General features: G+C 60.1%; 16 protein-coding genes. 6 read left to right on the top strand and 10 right to left on the bottom strand.

Annotated features, from left to right (window positions below; all coding sequences use genetic code 11):
- Positions 1-314: 314 nt before the first annotated feature.
- Entirely contained in the window at positions 315-1,043 is a 729-nt protein-coding gene (locus tag ACR0KJ_RS05525; protein ID WP_480626136.1) for a helix-turn-helix domain-containing protein, read from the top strand.
- Here ACR0KJ_RS05525 and ACR0KJ_RS05530 read toward each other — a convergent pair.
- The 3 genes from ACR0KJ_RS05530 to prfB all read right to left on the bottom strand — a co-directional run bounded on the left by ACR0KJ_RS05530 (position 1,036) and on the right by prfB (position 4,558).
- Positions 1,036-1,821, bottom strand: a complete 786-nt coding sequence (locus ACR0KJ_RS05530) for a DUF2189 domain-containing protein (protein ID WP_170449997.1) — start codon at positions 1,819-1,821, stop codon at positions 1,036-1,038. The genes ACR0KJ_RS05525 and ACR0KJ_RS05530 overlap by 8 nt on opposite strands.
- A 26-nt stretch (positions 1,822-1,847) precedes the next feature.
- Entirely contained in the window at positions 1,848-3,248 is a 1,401-nt protein-coding gene (locus ACR0KJ_RS05535) for an amidase (protein WP_480626137.1), read from the bottom strand.
- A 185-nt stretch (positions 3,249-3,433) separates the two neighbouring features.
- The gene (gene prfB / locus ACR0KJ_RS05540; protein WP_170628925.1) at positions 3,434-4,558 is read right to left on the bottom strand and encodes a peptide chain release factor 2; all 1,125 of its coding nucleotides are present in this window, start codon (positions 4,556-4,558) and stop codon (positions 3,434-3,436) included.
- Between the two features lie 77 nt (positions 4,559-4,635).
- On the opposite strand from prfB, the gene ACR0KJ_RS05545 reads away from it, so the two are divergent.
- Positions 4,636-5,469, top strand: coding sequence for an aminoglycoside phosphotransferase family protein (locus ACR0KJ_RS05545; protein ID WP_480626138.1), 834 nt, complete (start codon positions 4,636-4,638; stop codon positions 5,467-5,469).
- On the opposite strand, the gene ACR0KJ_RS05550 is transcribed toward ACR0KJ_RS05545, so the two are convergent.
- The 3 genes from ACR0KJ_RS05550 to ACR0KJ_RS05560 form a co-directional block, all read right to left on the bottom strand.
- Positions 5,463-7,952, bottom strand: coding sequence for a PBP1A family penicillin-binding protein (locus tag ACR0KJ_RS05550; protein ID WP_170449988.1), 2,490 nt, complete (start codon positions 7,950-7,952; stop codon positions 5,463-5,465). The two genes, ACR0KJ_RS05545 and ACR0KJ_RS05550, sit on opposite strands and share 7 nt — an antisense overlap.
- A 94-nt stretch (positions 7,953-8,046) precedes the next feature.
- Positions 8,047-9,267 (bottom strand): N-acetylmuramoyl-L-alanine amidase, encoded by a 1,221-nt coding sequence (locus tag ACR0KJ_RS05555; protein ID WP_480626139.1) that lies wholly within the window; start codon positions 9,265-9,267, stop codon positions 8,047-8,049.
- Positions 9,268-9,333: 66 nt separating this feature from the next.
- Positions 9,334-10,497, bottom strand: coding sequence for a pyridoxal phosphate-dependent aminotransferase (locus tag ACR0KJ_RS05560; protein ID WP_480626140.1), 1,164 nt, complete (start codon positions 10,495-10,497; stop codon positions 9,334-9,336).
- Between ACR0KJ_RS05560 and ACR0KJ_RS05565 the strand changes: the two genes are divergently transcribed.
- Genes ACR0KJ_RS05565 through ACR0KJ_RS05575 form a run of 3 tightly spaced genes read left to right on the top strand, consistent with a single transcriptional unit; the run spans position 10,496 to position 13,337 of the window.
- Complete coding sequence (locus tag ACR0KJ_RS05565; RefSeq protein WP_170449982.1) at positions 10,496-11,878, top strand: M48 family metalloprotease; 1,383 nt, start codon at positions 10,496-10,498, stop codon at positions 11,876-11,878. The genes ACR0KJ_RS05560 and ACR0KJ_RS05565 overlap by 2 nt on opposite strands.
- On the top strand, positions 11,875-12,633 hold the full coding sequence (locus tag ACR0KJ_RS05570; protein WP_480580754.1) for a DsbA family protein: 759 nt from the start codon (positions 11,875-11,877) through the stop codon (positions 12,631-12,633). The genes ACR0KJ_RS05565 and ACR0KJ_RS05570 overlap by 4 nt, the downstream gene beginning before the upstream one ends.
- A gap of 14 nt (positions 12,634-12,647) precedes the next feature.
- Complete coding sequence (locus ACR0KJ_RS05575; protein ID WP_480626141.1) at positions 12,648-13,337, top strand: Rieske (2Fe-2S) protein; 690 nt, start codon at positions 12,648-12,650, stop codon at positions 13,335-13,337.
- Between the two features lie 48 nt (positions 13,338-13,385).
- Here ACR0KJ_RS05575 and ACR0KJ_RS05580 read toward each other — a convergent pair whose 3' ends face one another.
- The 4 genes from ACR0KJ_RS05580 to hemA form a co-directional block, all read right to left on the bottom strand.
- A complete protein-coding gene (locus ACR0KJ_RS05580; protein ID WP_480626142.1) occupies positions 13,386-14,231 on the bottom strand; it encodes an SDR family NAD(P)-dependent oxidoreductase in 846 nt (281 codons plus the stop codon).
- Between the two features lie 28 nt (positions 14,232-14,259).
- Positions 14,260-15,381, bottom strand: coding sequence for a flavodoxin-dependent (E)-4-hydroxy-3-methylbut-2-enyl-diphosphate synthase (gene ispG / locus ACR0KJ_RS05585; protein WP_170449976.1), 1,122 nt, complete (start codon positions 15,379-15,381; stop codon positions 14,260-14,262).
- A gap of 71 nt (positions 15,382-15,452) precedes the next feature.
- A complete protein-coding gene (locus ACR0KJ_RS05590; protein ID WP_170449974.1) occupies positions 15,453-16,661 on the bottom strand; it encodes a helix-turn-helix domain-containing protein in 1,209 nt (402 codons plus the stop codon).
- A 128-nt stretch (positions 16,662-16,789) separates the two neighbouring features.
- Positions 16,790-18,013, bottom strand: coding sequence for a 5-aminolevulinate synthase (gene hemA, locus ACR0KJ_RS05595; protein ID WP_170449972.1), 1,224 nt, complete (start codon positions 18,011-18,013; stop codon positions 16,790-16,792).
- A 333-nt stretch (positions 18,014-18,346) separates the two neighbouring features.
- Between hemA and ACR0KJ_RS05600 the strand changes: the two genes are divergently transcribed.
- On the top strand, positions 18,347-19,732 hold the full coding sequence (locus ACR0KJ_RS05600) for a dipeptidase (RefSeq protein ID WP_480626143.1): 1,386 nt from the start codon (positions 18,347-18,349) through the stop codon (positions 19,730-19,732).
- The last annotated feature ends 37 nt before the right edge of the window (positions 19,733-19,769 follow it).

A 19,769-nucleotide genomic window follows, 5' to 3' on the forward strand; every position in this document is an offset into this window, starting at 1 on the left:
ACCAACGCCCTGCCCCGGTTCACTGGATGAAACCGGGGCAAGGACAGGCCTGACGTGCCAATATGCTGCCCCTGACAGCCTCTGATTGAGTTTATGTGCGTTAATTTTGTCATAACGCCGCCCTCTCTCGGATAAACATCAAACAAATTGGAATAAAGCCTATTGCCTTTGGCTTACGGCGCGTTAGCCTCGTGGCCGCAACGCGACGTGGGGATACGTTGCTTGGGGTCATCTTTACGATTGCTGATATGCGTACGGTTATCCGGACGCCGCTATCATGTTTTTGCAGGGAATTGGTAACGCCGGGGACAGACATGACCGACGACATTCGCAGCCCTGCTGAGCTTCGGGCCATGTTCGGTTCGAATCTCAGACAGCTTGCGCGACAGCATCCGTCTGTCTCGGCTCTGTGTCGGAAACTGGGGATCAACCGGACCCAGTTCAACCGCTATCTGGCAGGCGAAAGTTTTCCCCGCCCCGACGTTCTGGATCGCATCTGCCGGTTCTTCGACATTGATGCCCGAATTGTTCTGGAACCGCTGAACGACATTCCTAAGACCGAGGGCCACCCGGCCAGTTCCGTCCTGACCCAGTTTCTTGGCTCTGGGTCCGAACCCAGCGCCGCGACCCCCTTTCCGTCCGGTTTCTATGCAGTTGTCGAAAGCCAGCCCCTTACGCCGCAAGTGTCGATGCTGTACGCAACCCGTTTGCCGCAATGCACGTTGGTCCGCGGATACACGCCACGCGGCCTGATGCCCGGCGCACCGCCAAAAGCCCGCGAGATTCAGGGCATTGCCGCCAGTTCCGGGGATCACGTCTCGATCCTGACATCCCAACGCGGCGGGGCAAACAGCAAGATTTACGTCATCACCCCCGATGCAGATCACTGGCGCGGCACGGTGATCCGGCCGTCTACGGCGCAGGAGCCCAAACCGGTCATGTTGCAGCATCTTGGCCAGAACGCCGGTGCCGTGTTCCACACGGCCCGGCAATCCATGAAATCCAGCACGTTGTCCGCGCCGGGTGGGCTGGCTGTCAGCTAGCGATCTCGGCCTTGTCGGCTTGCGCGATTTCTCGATACAGGTGCCAGCTTGCGTGCCCCAACAGTGGCAGGACAATCAGCAGGCCCAGAAACCACGGAATCATGGCGACAAATGTCAGCACGGCAATGAACGCCCCCCATGCAAGCATCACGGCCTTATTTTCGGAAACATACGTAAAGCTGGCAATCATGGCGGTGACAAAATCCAGCTCGCGATCCAGCAGCATCGGAATCGACAGAACGGAAATCATGTAAAGAAGCGTCGCAAACACAGCGCCAACAACGGTGCCGACGGCCAGCATCGTCAATCCGTTCAGCGTCAGAAACACCTCGATCGACGTGGACACGTTCGTCATGGTCGACAGCCCCATGAACAGGGCAAAGATCATGTGACCCAGAAAGAACCAGAACAGAAACACCACCACAATAATGGCGCAGATCGAAGGAAGTTGACGGCGGCTTTGCTGTATCACTACCCCGAAAATCGCCTTCATATCAAGTGGTTCACCCCGTTCCAACCGGTGCGAGACCTCATACAGCCCAACCGCTGCAAAAGGTCCAAGCAACGGAAAACTGATGGCAGCCAGAACCAGCCAAAAGGTTGTGCCTGTTTGCACCGTCACCCAGGCCATCGCCCACCCGGCCAGAACATAGAACCCGGCAAATATCAGACCAAACACCGGCGCGCGGCGATAATCGGCCCAGGCCTGTCGCAAAGCGCTGCGCAACATCGCGGTGTTGACCGCTTGCATCTGTGGAACTCCAAAAGGCTTCTCCATCTCGTTTCCTCCCTCCCTGCCCGGCGCTATAGCATTGCCGGTATTCTTTTTGGCCAATCGGTTGCGGCGTGATAAGCCGCGCCCAGCGACAACAACCGCGCGTCCGACCCGCGCGGCCCGAACAGTTGCAAGCCCATCGGCCACCCCTGCGCCCCAAACCCGGCCGGAACCGCCAGACAGGGCAAGCCAATCAGGCTGACCGGCACCGTCACGTGCATCCAGCGGTGATAAGTGTCCATTGCACGCCCGGCAATCTCGGTCGGATACGGTGTCTCAACCGCAAAGGGCCAGACCTGCGCGGCAGGCAGGATCAGCGCGTCATAGCTTTGAAATACCTCCGCCGCCGTCCGGAACCATTCGGACCGCACCACACTCGCCTGATGAACCTGCATGGCGGTCAGCGCCAGGCCCCGTTCCAACTCCCACAGCGCGCTGTCCTTCAAGGCCGAGCGTTGCCCGGACAAGGGCTCCAGACCCGTAGCAACCGACCAGGATCGCAGGGTGATCCAACTGTCCCACATCCGTTCGGCATCAAAGGGCGGCGGCACGGGCTCGACCTCAGCCCCCAGGTCTTCAAAGACCCGCGTGGCCACTTGGCAGAGGTCCAGAACCCCCTCCTCCATCGGAAACGCCCCGTCCCAATCGCCCAGCCACCCAATCCGAATACCGCTCAGATCGGCGGGTCTCACTGGTGAGACCGTTGCGCTTGAAGCAGCCAGAGGCAGGCGCGGATCAGGGCCTGAGATCACATCCAACAACAGGCCCAGATCCTCCGGGCTTCGCGCCATCGGACCCAAAGTCGACAACTGATGCAAAAACCCATCGCCAACCGGGTCCGACGGCACCCGCCCCCAGCTGGGCCGAAAGCCATACACATTGTTCCACGCTGCCGGGTTGCGCAAACTGCCCATCATGTCCGAACCATCTGCCAGCGCCACCATCCCCGTCGCCAAGGCCACCGCCGCCCCGCCCGAAGACCCGCCGCAGGTGCGCGCGGCGTCATATGGGTTCCGCGTCGCCCCATAGACCGGATTGAACGTATGCGAGCCCAACCCAAATTCCGGCGTATTGGTCTTGCCAATCAGGATCGCCCCTGCCGAACGCATCCGCGCTGCAATCAGATCATCGGTTTCCGGCACAACCCCATCGAACAAAGGCGATCCCTGCGATGAAACGACGCCCGCCACGTTGACCAAATCCTTCACTGCGATCGGCACCCCGTGCAGCGGCCCACGAATGGGCCCATCATCCAACGCCTGCGCCTCGGCCAACAGCGCATCTTCGTCCCGCAAGGCGACAATAGCATTCACCACGCCATTCACCTGCCCGATCCGCTCCAGCGTCGCACGCATCACCTCGACCGCTGTCACCCGCCTGTGCGACAGGTCAGAAATCATCGTCCGCGCAGAATGGTCTGAGAGGTTCATATGGGCTCCGGCAGCAATGCAACTCACGTCACAATCAGCCTAGCCGGGCCGCAAGATCAATAAAACCCACTGTTTAAATACATCTTTCCCGGGTCAGCCTGTGCCGCCCGGATCCCCTTCATCTGGCTAAAAATATCTCGGGGGAGTCGCGGCTTGCCGCGGCGGGGGCAGAGCCCCCGACCCACTTAGTCGCCCTGCGCCTCGGACCGGCTTTTGCCTGCTACGTTCAATGCAAGTGTCGCCGCCATGAACCCGTCCAGATCCCCGTCCAACACACCTTTGGTGTCCGAGGTCTCATGGTTCGTCCGCAGGTCTTTCACCATCTGATACGGCTGCAAGACGTAAGACCGGATCTGGTTGCCCCAACCGGCATCGCCCTTCGCCTCATGCGCCGCGTTGATGTCGGCATTTCGGCGGTCCAGCTCTTGCTGATACAGCCGCGATTTCAGCGCCTTCATGGCAATGTCCCGGTTCTGGTGCTGAGACTTCTCGGACGAGGTCACAACAATCCCGGTCGGGATATGCGTGATCCGAACCGCCGAGTCCGTGGTGTTCACGTGCTGACCACCCGCACCCGATGAACGATACGTATCGATACGAATATCTGCCGGGTTCACCTCGATCTCGATATTGTCGTCCACCACCGGGTAAACCCAGACCGAACTGAACGAGGTATGCCGCTTGGCCGCCGAGTCATAAGGCGAAATCCTCACCAACCGATGCACGCCACTTTCCGATTTCAGCCAGCCATAGGCGTTGTGGCCGGAAATCTTGTAGGCGGCAGATTTGATCCCCGCCTCTTCGCCCGCCGTCTCGGACTGCAACTCGACAGTGTATCCCTTCTTCTCGGCCCACCGCACATACATCCGCGCCAGCATCGAGGCCCAGTCGCAGCTTTCCGTCCCACCCGCGCCCGAGTTGATCTCGAGGAAGGTATCATTGCTGTCGGCCTCGCCATCCAGCAGCGCCTCAAGCTCTTTCTTGGCCGCCTTGGCCCCAAGCGCCTTGATGGCCGCTTCGGCGTCCTGAACAACCTCTTCGTCCTCTTCCATCTCGCCCAGTTCGATCAGCTCGATATTGTCGCTGAGATCGGTTTTGATGGTCTCATAGGTCTCAATCGCATCGACCAGCATCTGACGCTCGCGCATCAGTTTCTGCGCGTTTTCGGGGCTGTCCCACAGGTTGGGATCCTCGACGCGCGCGTTGAATTCCTCAAGCCGGTGCGGTGCGGTTTCATAGTCCATGCGCTGCGCCAACAGCTCCAGCGACTTTTCGATTTCCGCCACGATATTCTGGGTTTCGGCGCGCATGGTCTTGTCCCAACTTGCTCAATCAGGCCTGCGTGATAGCAAGAGGTGAAGGCCACCACAAGACAGGCAAGAAGTGAATGCAGGCCCCATCGCAAGAGATTCTGGATCGCTGGCAACTGACCATGGTCAGCCCCGTCGCCGAAACCGGTGCCGCGCGGGTGTGGAAGGTGCGCGATGCGAGCGGCGCAGATGCCGCGCTGAAATTCTATCTCCGCGCCGATCGGGGCAACGAAGCCTGTGGGGCCGATCTGTTGAGAGCATGGCAAGACCGGGGTGCCGTTACAATCCTGCGAGAAACCGAAACGGCGATTTTGATGGAATGGCTCGAGGGCCCAACCCTCGGCGACATAGCCCGGCAAGGCGCGGTGATTGAGGCTCTGAACGCGCTGGCAGAAACTGCCACAAGGTTACACGCATCGCCACAACCAACACTGCAAGGGCTGCGCCCGCTTGCCGACGTCATGACACCCCTCTTTCAATACAGGTTCGCCCCGGGATGCCCAACGCCCCTGACGCAGGACATGACGCGCGCCATCGCTCTGGCCAAGCATCTGTTGGAAACCCAACCAACATCCCAGCCGCTGCATGGCGACCTGCACCCGGACAACGTCATCCTGACAGACAGCGGCCCACGTGTGTTTGATGCCAAAGGGTATCTGGGCGATCCCGCCTTCGAACTGGCAAATGCAATCCGTCACCCGAAAGGAATGCCGGATTTGGTGCGCCAGTCAAAGCAGATCGAACGCTGCCTGACGCTCTATGCCGATGCTCTTGGTGTTTCGCGCGAACGGCTTGCCCAATGGGCGGCAGCCAAATGCGCCATGTCGATCTTCTGGAGGTCAAACGGCCTCGTCACAAGGGATGACGAGGCCGATCTTTTGCACTCATTTCTCAGGGCTGCGGATCAGTAAAGCCCGCCCGTCGTCACGTCGCCTTGCGTGGCCTTTGGCCCAACCGTAACCGTCTGACCGGTCGAGGTCTGCACCTGAACGCCTGCGCGCTGAACCTCTTCGAACAGCGGCAGGTCCGAGCCGATAGCAAAGCCACCGTCATAAATCCGGTCGATGAAGCCATCGACGCCATCCCGGAAATACTCGGCCACCACATAGTCGCCCGTTGCATCCGCAGGCAGGCGCGCACCGCTAAAGCGGTCGATCTTGATGAAATGGCCACCTTCGGGCACTTCGAACGGGCCGCCACCGTATTTCTCAACGGCCTTTTCCATGAAGCTCTGGAAGACCGGGCCGCACATTGTGCCGCCATAGGCCCCCCGGCCCATCGGACGCGGACGGTCATAACCAATATAGCAACCGGCTACGATGTTCGAGGTGAAGCCGATGAACCACGCGTCCTTCGACTCGTTGGTCGTTCCGGTTTTGCCCGCCGTTGGAACCGGCAGGTTCACATAGCGCGACGCAGTGCCACGATCCACAACGCCCTTCATCATGGACGTCAGCTGATACGCGGTGATCGCATCCATGACCTGAGAGCGGTTGGTCTCGATAGTGGGTGACTCGTCCGGCTCCAGCCAGCTCGAGTTGCAATCCAGACATTGCCGGTCGTCATGGCGATAGATCGTCTTGCCGAAGCGGTCCTGAATACGGTCGACCAGAGTGGGCTCGACCCGTTCACCGCCATTGGCGAACATCGCGTAGGCGGCAACCATTTTGTAGAGCGTGGTTTCCTCGGACCCCAAGGAGTTGGCCAGAAACGCGCCCATCCGGTCATAGACCCCAAACCGTTCCGCATATCCGGCGACAACGGGCATCGTGACCTCTTGCGCCAGACGAATGGTCATCAGGTTCCGAGATTGCTCGATCCCCGTGCGCAGCGGCGTGGGACCATAGAATTTGTTCGACGAGTTCTTGGGCCGCCACAGGCCCTGCGGCGTGTTCACCTCGATCGGGGCATCCACAACGATGGTTGCCGGGCTGTAGCCACTGTCCAGCGCGGCAGCATAAACGAAGGGCTTAAAGGACGATCCCGGCTGACGCTGCGCCTGTGTGGCGCGGTTGAACACCGTATCCTGATACGAGAACCCGCCCTGCATCGCCAGAACACGGCCCGAGTTCACATCCATCGCGACAAAACCGCCCTGCACTTCGGGCACCTGACGGGCGGACCATTGGCCCTCTTCCCCGGCCATGACAAGGATCACGTCGCCGCGTTTGAAATTGTCGAAGAAGTTGCCCTGCATCCATTTGATGTCAGATCGCGGGATTGTGCCATCGGACGGGCCATCCTCGATCCCGACCGTCAACTGCTGTTCGGCCACGTCCATCACAACCGCCGGGTACCATTGGGTCGGCAGCACCACGTCGCGGGGGATTTCCATCAGCGCAAGCGCCTGACGCCACTGCGCCTCGTCCGCCAATTGTTCTTCTGGGATCACCTCGCCGGTTCCGCGCCATTTGCCGCGCGACAGGTCGTATTTCTGCAACGCTTCACGCAACGCGCGGGCGGCTTCGACCTGCATCTCTTCGTCAACCGAGGCGCGGACGGTGAAGCCGCCGGTAAAGAATTCACCCTCACCAAAATCCTCGCTTAGCTGACGGCGAATTTCATCGGTGAAATAATCACGCGGTGGCAAGGCGGTACGGAAGCTTTCGAAATCTCCGTTTTGAACCGAGCGCAGAGGCATTTCGACCTCGACCTCATAGGTCGCCTGATCGATATAGCCGTTCTGGTTCATCTCGCGCAGCACATAGTTGCGACGGGCCAGCAGGCGTTCCTTTTGGCGAACCGGATGGTAGTCAGACGGTGCCTTGGGCATGGCGGCCAGCATCGCGGCCTCATGCGGGGCCAGTTCCTGCAGGGTCTTGTTGAAATAAGTCTGCGCCGCAGCGGTCACGCCGTAGGAGTTCTGGCCCAGAAAGATCTCGTTCATGTAGAGTTCGAGGATCTGTTCCTTGTCCAACGTATCCTCGAGCCGGGTGGCGAGGATGATTTCCTTGATCTTGCGCTCGGCCCGACGGTCGCCGGACAGCAGGAAGTTCTTCATCACCTGCTGCGTGATGGTCGACGCCCCGCGCACGGTCTCACCCTTCGTGCGCACCGCTTCAACACCGGCGGCGATGATTCCGCGCGGGTCATAGCCCTGGTGGCTGTAGAAGTTCTTATCTTCCGCCGAAATGAAGGCCTGTTTCACCAGATCGGGAATTTCCTCGGACGGGGTGAACAGGCGACGTTCCTGCGCGAATTCGTCGATCAACTGGCCTTCACCCGAGTAAATCCGGCTAATCGTCGGGGGTTTGTATTGGGCCAGTGATTCATGGCTGGGCAGATCGCGGCCATACATCCAGAATACCGCGCCGATCACCAGCGCGGTCATGAAAATACCCAAAGTCACGAGGCTGAAGATCGCCCCGAAAATCGAAAGAATGAACCGGATCACGTTACTGCCTTTTTCTCGCGCTGCCGCCTATATAGGGACGCACCGCCCAAGGGTCAAAACCACAAGCGCATTCTAGCCGCTTTGCGCCCTCAGGTCACTGTCCAATCAGGGATCGTCTGATCACATCCTGCTGCCGCCAGTCTTCCAGCCCCTGATAAATCCCCAGCGCCATCTGGGCGCGCCATTCGGGATTTTTGATGTTTTTCAGGTCTCTGGGGCTGGACAGAAATCCAAGCTCGACCAGAACCGAGGGGATATCGGCTGCCTTGAGCACCGAGAAGGAGGCAGACCGCAAGGGTTTGCTGTTCATCGGCCCACCCTGCTGCGCCATGCCGTTCGCCACCGCCCGCGCCAGCGCATCCGTGCGTGGCTGGGTTTCCTGCCGCGCCAGATCCAGCAAAACGTCAGTGACTTGATCATCCGCCCCGCTCAGATCGACGCCGGACAGCAGATCCCCGCGATCATGCCGTTCGGCCAGTTTCAGACTGGCCATGTCCGAGGCCTCTTCCGACAGGGTATAGACCACCGCGCCATGGGCCTGCCCCTCGGACAGTGAATCCGCGTGCAGTGAGACAAACAGATCCACTCCCGCCTGATGCGCCAGAGCGATGCGGCGTTCCAGCGACACAAAATGATCGCCGGTTCGCGTCAAATAAACCTCGTAACCGCCTGATCGCAAAAGCAGCTCGCGCAGTTCGCGGGCAAAGGTCAGCATCATGGTTTTCTCATCGATCCCGCCAACCTCGGCCCCTGGATCAATACCACCATGGCCCGGGTCCAGCATCACCCGCAGCGGTCGATCTGCATTTGGCGGGACCACTTTGGCGGTCACCGCCGGTTCCGGCAAATCCCAACCGGGATTGTGCGGCACGCCTGCCGTGGCGTTGAAGGCGTCAAAATCGACGCCCTTCAGGTTCAGCGACAGCACCGCCGTCCCCGCATTTTGGTCGATTTTCGTCTCGGCAGTGTCCACGGCCATCGGCGCACCCAGATCCAGCACCAAACGTGACCAACCGGGCACATAAGCCCCAAATTGCACGCCGCTGATCCGGTCCGATTGCAGGAAATCGTCACGGTTCAAGCCGCTCCAGTCGACCTCCTGAAAGTCCATGACCATGCGATAGGGGTCGCGCAGGGTAAAGATGCGGTACGGCACCCCCTGGCTAAGGCCCAGATCGACGCGGACACCCGTGCGCCCCGTATCCTCGATGCGGCTTTGATCTGGCTGAATACGCGCCAGCGCGTTGAAATCCTGCGCAAACGCAGCACTGGCGAGCGCCCAGATCAGGGCGATGCAAAAGAAAATCCTGCTCATGGCCTCAAGTTTTCCCGAGATCGTTTGGCTGGCAGCCTATACCACGCGGGGCCTTTTGTGAACGGGTCAGACCTGTTCAGCCAAGGCACCGCGTTCGGACATGAATCTGTGCAGCCGCGACAGCCCCTCTTCGATATCGGCAGTGGCCCGCGCGTAAGAGAACCGCAGGGTCGTGTGACCGCGCGCGGGGTCGAAATCCAGCCCCGGCGTGACCGCGACACCTGCCTTGTCCAGAATCTCTGCCGCAAAGGCGCGGCTGTCATCGGTCAGGTCCGAGACGTCGGCATAGACATAAAACGCCCCATCCGGCGGCGCGATATTGGTGAACCCGGCTTTGGGTAGACCTGCCAGCATCAGCGCCCGGTTCTGACGGTAGACATCCAGATTGGCCTGCAATTCATCTTCGCAATCCATTGCGGCCAGCGCGGCCACCTGACTGGCATGGGGCGCGCAGATGAACATGTTCTGGGCGATCCGCTCGACCACGCGTACCTGATCTTCCGGAACCACCATCCAGCCGACCCGCCAGCCAGTCATCGAGAAGTACTTGGAGAACGAGTTGATCACATAGCACTCATCCGTCAGTTCCAGCGCGGTGACGGCTTTGGCCTCATATTCCAGCCCGTGATAAATCTCATCGCTGATGAATGAGGCACCCTGCCCCCGCGCCGCCTCGATCAGCGCGCCCATCGCGGCGTGATCCAGCATAGTGCCGGTTGGATTAGCCGGGGACGCGACCATCAGGCCCTGAAGGTCCAGCCCGGCAAAATCGCTGGGCACCGGTTGCAGCCGGTTTTCAGGCGCAGTCGGCAGATCGACTGGGACCAAGCCAAGGGCCTTCAGGATCTGCCGATAAGACGGATAGCCCGGCGCGCCAACGCCTACGCGGTCGCCGCTGTCAAAGAGCGCGGTGAAAGCCAGCAGAAACCCGCCGGATGAGCCGGGCGTGATCACCACACGTTCGGGGTTCAGATCGACATTGTACCATTCGCCATACATCCGCGCGATCCGCTGCCGCAGCGCGGGCAGGCCCAAAGCCACCGTATAACCCAATGGCCCTTGCTGCATCGCCCCGGCCAAAGCTTCGGTCGCGCCTTTGGGGGCACCGGTTCCGGGTTGGCCGACCTCCATGTGGATGATGTGGCGTCCGGCCTCTTCCGCCTTGCGCGCGGCCTCCATCACGTCCATCACAATAAACGGATCGACCCCGGACCGGGTTGAGTTTCTCATGCCCATCTCCCATGTTGCAGCCATGGCTTTTGAACGCGTATCCCGGCTGGCGTCAATCCCGGCCCTGATACTGGCGGCTGTCGTTTGGCTGACGGCCGCAGCGCAAAGCCATGCCCAAAGCCTGATCCGCGACCCCGATATCGAATATGGGCTGCGAGAGCTGGCCTTTCCGGTACTGCGCGCCGCCGGTCTGAACACCAACCGGGTTCGGATTCTGGTGGTCAATGACAGCACGTTCAACGCCTTTGTCATCGACTACAACGCCATCTACCTGAATTACGGTCTGATTCTGGGTGTCGACAGCCCCGAAATGCTGCAAGCGGTGATCGCACACGAGGCCGCCCACATCGCCAACGGGCACCTCGCCCGTCGTGCCGAGAACCTGCGGGCGGCAAACCGCAATGCGGGCCTGGGCACCGCCTTGGCCCTGATCGCCGCCGTCGCTGGCGGTGGGGAAGCCGCAGCCGGGATTGCCGCTGGTGTACAGGGCTCGGCCTTGCGCAGTTTTCTGGGCCATACGCGGGCCGAAGAGGCCTCGGCCGACCGAAGCGCCGCCAGTTACCTGCGATGGGCCGGGATATCGCCCAGCGGCATGGTGACGCTGCATCGCAAATTTGCCGGGCAGGAATTGCTGAGCCTGACCAATCAGGACCCTTACATGCGGTCCCACCCCACCAGCCGCGAACGTCTGCGCGCAGCCGAAGCGTTTCTGGAAGAATTCGGAGACAAGGCCGAGCCCAACGCCAATGCCGACTACTGGTTCGCGCGGGTCAAGGGCAAGCTTTCGGCCTTTCTGCGCTCGCCCACATGGACCTTGCGCCGCGCCAAAGAGGAAACCGACCGCGACATTCGCATGATGCGCGAGGCGTCGGCCCATCACCAAAACCGCAATCTCGCCCGTGCCCGCGCAGCCATTGACGAAGCGCTGGCCATTCGCCCGGACGATCCGTTCTACTACGAGCTCAAGGGGCAAATCCTGTTGGAAAACAGACAATTGTCCGAGGCTGTTCAAGCTTATGGGCAAGCGGTCGAGATGGCTCCGAATGATTCATTGATTCTAGCCGGATACGGGCGCGCATTGCTGGCGCAAGGCAAGACTAACGAGGCTTTGGGCGTGCTTGAAAAAGCGCGGGCGCGTGATTTTCGAAACGCCCGCCTGATGCGCGACCTGGGCCTCGCCTATTCGCAGGTTGGAAATAACGGGATGGCGGCGACCGTCACCGCGGAACGATATGCCCTGCAAGGCCGGTTGGCCGATGCGGGGATCCACGCAAGGCGCGCCGTCGGGCAATTGCCCGAGGGCTCTCCGGGTTGGCAAAGGGCACAGGATGTGTTGATTGCCTCGGAACGCGCAAAGAAAGCAAAAAGGAACAGGAAATGATCCTCAGACATGCAGCACCCGCCCTTCTGGGGCTTTCCCTGATCACAGGCCCGGCACAGGCGCTGGACCTGAACGCCATGACCGAGACCGAGCGCGCCGAATTTGGCGCCCAGGTCCGTGAGTACCTTCTGGAAAACCCCGAGGTCATTCTGGAAGCGATCAACATTCTAGAACAGCGCAACGCCGCCGCCGAAGCCGCCGCGGACAAGGAACTGGTCGCGGCCAACGCGGATGAGTTGTTCAATGACGGCTTCAGCTGGGTCGGCGGCAACCCGGACGGAGATATCACTCTGGTCGAGTTCATGGACTATCGCTGCGGCTATTGCCGCCGCGCGGTGCCCGAAGTGGCACAGTTGCTGGAAGCTGATGGCAACATCCGGCTGGTGATCAAAGAATTCCCGATCCTTGGCGACGCCTCGGTCCTGTCCTCGCGCTTTGCCGTGGCCACCAAACATGTGGCGGGCGCTGATGCCTATAAACAGGTCCACGACGCCTTGCTTGAATTCAGCGGCGAGCCGTCCGAAGTGACCCTGCGCCGTATCTCGGACGGTCTGGGGCTGGACAGCGACGCGATCATCGCCGCAATGGATAGCGATCAGGTCACCGATGAAATCCAGCACACCCGCGCTCTGGCACAGCGGATGCAAATCTCGGGCACGCCTTCGTTTGTTCTGGGCACTGAGATGCTGCGCGGCTTCCTGCCCGCCGATCAGATGCAACAGATTGCGGATGGGGTTCGCGCGGATCGCGGGTAACGCGATGGGGCGGGTTGACCGCCCCACCTAAAACCGCAGTTCACTCCGCGCCGAAAATCAACGCATTCGCGATACCGGGCGAAGTGCAGGCATCAGCCGTTTCTCAACCGATTCAGATTATGTATTTCATGCAGACTAAAGGCAATTTCCTTTACTACCTGACCGCAGGATGGGCTGCGCTGATAGTCACAGTTGGGCTGTATTACCTGTTTTCCAGTGCCGAACCAACTGCGGACGTTGAAGCCCGCTATCAGGCGAGAATGCAAACCGTACCTATTAAAAGTTGGGAACCTGGCGACGTTAGAACCCTAGTTTTTGGCCGTAAGCCCGTCGTTATATGGCGCCGCGACCAAGCAGAGATGGCAGCGGCAATGTCGCAAGCTGACCCGAGCATTCCCCAGGAAGACTGGGCTGAAGCATTGAATGATGGATCGCTCGCAACGCTCCTTGGGCCCGAGGAATTTGCACGCATCGAATGGCTCATCGTCAGCCCTATCAACACCGGAGGTTTTGGGTGCATCGTCCTGACCAAGGCTGGTGATTACGACGGGTTCTTCGATCCATGCCAAGGCGCTCATTTCGATTTGTGGGGTCGCCCTCAAAGGGGTCCAACTGACAAAAATTTAAAGGTACACCCGATTTATTTTGCCGAAGGCGGGCAATCTCTCGTTCTTGATCTGTCAACGCTGCCATCGTCAAACTAACCGGGCCAACGCGGTTTATCCAAAGTTACGCCGATTCTGCGGAAGGTTCTACTTTCCGGTCTTTTCAAACTCGGCGAATTTCTCCGCATAATCCGGGTGCCAGCGTGACAAAGCCGGGCGGTTTTCGGTCAGGTCGACCGTATTCCACTCGATCCGGCGGTTGTCGCGGGTGCTGTCCACGTCATTGTCCGGGCAAAGAATGTAGAACTCACCTGCCGACATGCGGCTTATGAAATGATCCACCGTCTGCTCGCTGGTCCAGGCGGCATCGGGTTTTTCCGGAAGGAACGCGGCGATCATGCCGGTATATGTAAAACCGGGAACGAACAGATGCACCGAGATCGGGGCCTCGGCCTGCCGTAATTCATGCGCCAATTGTTCGCTGAGAACGCGCACAGCCGCCTTGCTGACATTGTAGCCCGGATTGCCGGGCGGCGTGGTAATACCCTGCTTCGAGCCGGTATTGATCACTACGGCGGGGCGACCGGCCTCGATCATGCGCGGAACAAAGGCCTGTACCCCGCGCAGAACACCCAGAAAGTTAACCTCAAGCAGTTTCAGCCAGTTTTCCATCCCGGACCATGCCTTGGTCGGCAGGCTGATACCGGCATTGTTCATCAATACGGCGACCGGCCCTGTGGCAAAAGCTTTGTCGGCCAGCGCATCGATGTCTTCCTGCTTGGTGACATCAGTCGGAACAGCGAACACCTGGGCTCTGTCCGCAACATGGCCACGAACCTCGGCCACGGCCTCATTCAGCCGCTCACCGGGCAGATCGGCCAGAATGACGCTTAGACCTGCCTGTGCGAACCGGATGGCCGATACGCGGCCCACACCGCTGGCCGCCCCTGTGACGACGGCCACGCCGCCCTGTTCAATTGCCTTGAGATACATGCCAATCCTCCCTTTGTGGGACAGAAGGCTACTCCGCCGCCTCTGCCGCTGCATCCAGCTCGGCGGCTTTCTTCTCGACCTCTTCCACGATGTGATCGATCATCTGATCGTTCGACATCTTGTGGCTGGCCTTGCCCGCCAGATAGACCATGCCGGAGCCCGCCCCGCCGCCGGTAAAGCCCACATCGGTCATCAGCGCCTCACCCGGACCATTTACGACGCAGCCGATGATCGACAAGGACATCGGTGTTTTAATGTGTTCCAGACGATGCTCCAGCGCCTCGACCGTCTTGATCACGTCAAACCCCTGCCGCGCGCAGGACGGGCATGAGATAATGTTGACCCCGCGATGGCGCAGGCCCAGCGATTTGAGGATTTCAAAGCCGACCTTGACCTCTTCCACCGGATCCGCGGACAGGCTGACGCGGATCGTGTCGCCAATGCCCATCCATAGCAGATTGCCCAGACCGATGGCGGATTTGATGGTGCCGCTGACCAGCCCACCGGCCTCGGTGATACCCAGATGGATCGGCGCATCCGTGGCCTCGGCAATGCCCTGATAGGCGGCTGCCGACAGGAACACGTCGCTGGCCTTCACGCTGATCTTGAACTCGTGGAAGTCGTTGTCTTGCAGGATGCGGATATGCTCTAACCCGCTTTCGACCATCGCCTCGGGGCACGGCTCGCCATATTTCTCAAGCAGATGCTTTTCCAAGGACCCCGCGTTCACCCCAATGCGGATCGAGCAATTGTGGTCGCGGGCGGCTTTGATCACCTCTTTGACGCGCTTTTCATCCCCGATATTGCCCGGATTGATCCGCAGACAGGCGGCACCCGCCTCGGCGGCTTCGATGCCTCGGCGGTAGTGAAAATGAATGTCGGCCACAATCGGCACCGGGCTTTCGCGCACGATCTCTTTCAGCGCTTTCGCGGATGCCTCATCCGGGACCGACACGCGAACGATATCCGCACCAGCCTCGGCCGCCGCCTGCACCTGCGCAACCGTCGCAGCCACATCCGTGGTCAGGGTGTTGGTCATGGTCTGCACGGCGATGGGCGCATCACCACCAACCGGCACATTGCCGACCATGATCTGACGGGATTTGCGGCGATAAATGTCGCGCCAAGGGCGTACATGATTAAGAGACATGAGAACCTGTCCGCGTCTAGCTGGGTTGCGACATTAGATAGTCCGCGAACCGGGGTACCGCAATGGCTAGATCACTCGGACGGTTGTTCCGCGACTTCGGTCTGCAGCTCGGCCACGAATTGTTTCAGGGCGCTGTTCTGCTCGGCCTCAAGATCGGCTTCGGCATAAACCTCGGACACCGCATCCTTGGACAGGACAACGCCTTTCGCCACGGTGCCCGGTGCACCGGCGGGGCCGTAATGCTTGCCGTTCATCGAGAAATAGACCGAACCCGAAGCGCCTGCACGCAGCTGCGGCGGTTCTTCGGTCAGCGGCACTTCGAACACATTGCCCTGCTCGACCGTGCCCAGAGTACCTTCGAAGATCACGCTGCCATCGGCGGCCGTGACGCGCATCCAGGCCGGATCGACGGCCACGATCTTCAGCGTGGTGTCGATCTGTTCAACAACCTGCGGCAAGGCCGGGCGTTCCACGGTATGGATGTCGGCCACCACAACCTCGGGCAGTTCAGGCGGGCGGAACGTGCCCACATCACGCGGATCGAGCGTTGAGATCGGTGCATCGCGCGCCACCAGAACCGGCACATCCAAGGCCTGCGGGCGGTACAGACGATCCAGCGCCTCGACACTGGGTGCTTCTGCTGTTTCGACCTCAGGCGAGGCGCTGCGGGCGGCATCCAGCGGATCAAGATCAGACAGAACGACGGGGGCCTGTTCAACCGGGCTGACCTGCACCTGCTGGATCCGGTTCAGAACGGACCAGCCGCCATAGCCGATACCACCGATCAGCGCCAACAGCACCAGCGACGATCCGATGGCGCGCGGTTCTATCTGACTGACCAGAGATTCCTTGCCCGGAATGTAGGGTGTGTTGGGCGAAATGAAGGGGTCGCGCCCCATCGGTCCGCGCGCGGGCAAATCGCCCGAGGGTTTGCGCACAACAGACGCCTGAGCGGACATTCCATGCGCCACCTCGAACCCGCTTTCTGCGCAGAAGGTGGCGAAGGTTTCGTCGGGGTCCATACCCAGATAACGGGCATAGGAACGCACATATCCGGCGATGAAGCCGGGTGTGTCAAATGCGTCGGGGTCGGCGTTTTCAATGGCAGCGATGTAGTTGGCTTTGATCCGAAGCTCGCGCTGAACGTCCAGAAGCGATTTGCCCATGGTGGCACGCTCGCCGCGCATTCGATCACCAAGCCGAACCTCGTAATCGTCAAACCCTTTGGGTCTGACGTCTACACCTTCCTCGGCTTCGCGCTGTGATCTGCGCCCAATCATCCTGCTGCCCCATTCTGCCTGTCACGCGTTTCGCGCTAACGGCGAATCGCCCCCATAACGATTCGTCCGTCACTTTTGTTAGCGTAAGCTTAACACGTGGCAAATAAGTTGCACACTTTGGCGTGAGGTTATCCGGCAAGTTCGGCGCGATTTAGCGCACAATGTGACCAAAGTTCGTCCATGGCCTGCACCAGACGGTTCAATTCGCCCGGTCCATGCACCGGAGACGGGGTAAACCGCAAACGCTCGGTCCCGCGCGGGACGGTCGGGAAATTGATCGGTTGCACATAGATGCCATAATCCTCAAGCAACCGGTCGCTGAGGATTTTGGTGTGTACAGGGTCCCCGACGATGACCGGGACGATATGGCTGCCGTGATCGATCAGCGGCAGGCCCAGCCCTTTCAGGCGCAGCTTCAGGATACTGGCCTGAGTCTGGTGCTGTTCGCGCAGCTCAGGGGCCGTTTTCAGATGCGCCACCGAGGCAGCCGCCCCTGCCGCAACCGCAGGCGGCAAAGACGTGGTAAAGATGAAGCCCGGCGCGTAAGAGCGCACGGCGTCACACATCTTCTCGCTGGCCGCAATATAGCCGCCCATGACGCCATAGGCTTTCGCCAGCGTGCCATTGATAATGTCGATACGATGGGCCAGACGATCACGCTCGGTCACGCCACCGCCGCGCGGGCCGTACATGCCAACCGCGTGGACCTCGTCGATATAAGTCAGGGCGCCGAATTCATCGGCCAGGTCGCAGATCTCTTCAATCGGGCCGAAATCGCCATCCATGGAATAGACCGACTCAAAAGCGATCAGCTTGGGCGCATTGGGATCATCCGCTTCCAGCAGTTCGCGCAGATGGGCGACGTCATTGTGGCGGAAGATGCGCTTGGCCCCGCCATTGCGGCGCACGCCTTCGATCATCGAAGCATGGTTCAGCGCATCCGAATAGATGATCAGACCGGGGAACAGCTTGGGCAGAGTGGAAAGCGTCGCGTCGTTAGCGATATAGGCGCTGGTGAACAGCAGGGCCGATTCCTTGCCGTGCAGATCGGCCAGTTCGGCCTCAAGCCGTTTGTGATAGACCGTGGTGCCCGAGATATTGCGCGTCCCGCCCGAGCCTGCACCAGCCGCATCGACAGCCTCATGCATCGCCTCCAGAACAACCGGGTGCTGGCCCATGCCCAAATAGTCATTGCCGCACCACACGGTGATGTTCTGCGTTGATCCGTCAGGACGGGTGCGAACCGCGTGCGGGAAATGCCCGTTCCGACGTTCGATATCGATAAAGGTCCGGTAACGTCCTTCGTCATGCAGCCTGGCAATCGCTGTATCGAGCTGAGCAGTATAGTCCACCGGACCCTCCTAATTCACCCAAGGTGATACACCCACCCTAAGCGCGTATTCCACCACCTGTCACAACCTAAAGCGTTCCGGCGGTTTTTCGTTCCCTCGTCCTACCTCACTACAGTCGAACGGAAGAACCTAACTTTGACCTGCATCAAATATAAACTTCATTCGGGTCGAGCAAGCATAGTTACGCCCCCCAGACGCGAGGAAACGACGCAGGCCCCGTGTCTTAGCCCGCCCGGTTTCCAATGATAGCACAAATTCCACCTCAACGCCTCTGGACGGCAGCGGCCACGCTGGTAGGTTCGCCACAATCCAAAATCACGCAGGAGCCCTGTTATGTCGCTAGACGCCGTGCTGACCCGGATCGATTCCGATCTGCAAACTTCGATCGACCGGTTGATGGAGCTGTTGCGCATCCCGTCCATCTCGACCGACCCCGCCTTCAAAGAGCAGGTCGATCAGGCCGCCGACTGGCTTGTGGCCGATCTGCAAACCATCGGTATCAAGGCCGAAAAACGCGAAACCCCGGGGCATCCCATGGTTGTCGGACATGTGGGCGAGGATTTGGATGGCCCGCATGTGCTGTTTTACGGCCACTACGATGTGCAGCCGGTTGATCCGCTGAACCTGTGGAACCGCGATCCCTTCGATCCGGCCATCGAATACACCGAACACGGCCCGGTCATTCGGGGACGAGGGTCGTCGGACGACAAAGGTCAGTTGATGACCTTCGTCGAAGCCTGCCGCGCCTGGAAAGCCGTTCACGGCACCCTGCCCTGCCGCATCACCTTCTTTTTCGAAGGTGAGGAAGAATCGGGCTCGCCCTCGCTGGTGCCCTTTCTTGAGGCCAACAAAGAAGAATTGCAGGCCGATCTGGCATTGGTTTGTGACACCTCGATGGTGTCACGCGGCGTGCCCTCGATTTCATCGCAACTGCGCGGGATGCTGAAGGACGAATTCACCATCATCGGCCCGCGCATCGACCTGCATTCCGGCCACTACGGCGGCCCGGGCCTGAACCCCCTGCGCGAATTGTCCAAGATCATCGCCTCGTTCTACGACGATGAAACCGGACGCGTCGCAGTCGAGGGATTCTACGAAGGCGTGCACGAGGTTCCTGCCGAGCAGCTGCGCCAATGGAAAAACTGCGGCTTTGACGAAGCCGACTACCTGAACTCGGTCGGTTACAGCCAGCCCCATGGGGAAAAGGGATACTCGACTCTCGAACAGCAATGGACGCGCCCGACGCTTGAGGTCAACGGCCTTTGGGGCGGGTACAACGGCGCAGGGTCCAAAACGGTGATCCCGTCCGAGGCGCATTGCAAGATCACCTGCCGCCTTGTTGGCGACATGGATCCGGACGCCCTGCGCAAGAAAATCCGCAAACATGTCGCTGACCGCCTGTCGCCGGACGCCAAAGTCACGTGGGACAACGACCTTGAAGGTTCACCCGCTTCGGTCATGAACCTGGACCGCCCTGAATTCGAAGCCGCGCGCGGTGCGCTGTCGGATGAATGGGACCGCGAGGCCGTCTTTACCGGAATGGGCGGATCGATTCCGGTTGTCGGATACTTCAACACGGTGCTCGGGCTGGATTCGATGCTGGTCGGCTATGCAAATGACGACGACGCCATTCACTCACCCAACGAGAAATACGACGTCAAAAGCTTCCACAAAGGTATCCGCTCCTGGGCCCGCATTCTGGACGCTTTGAATAAGTAAGAGTCTTTTGCGAGGCTCTGCCTCGCGCTCCGAGGTA

This window comes from Ruegeria sp. AD6, assembly GCF_056542325.1.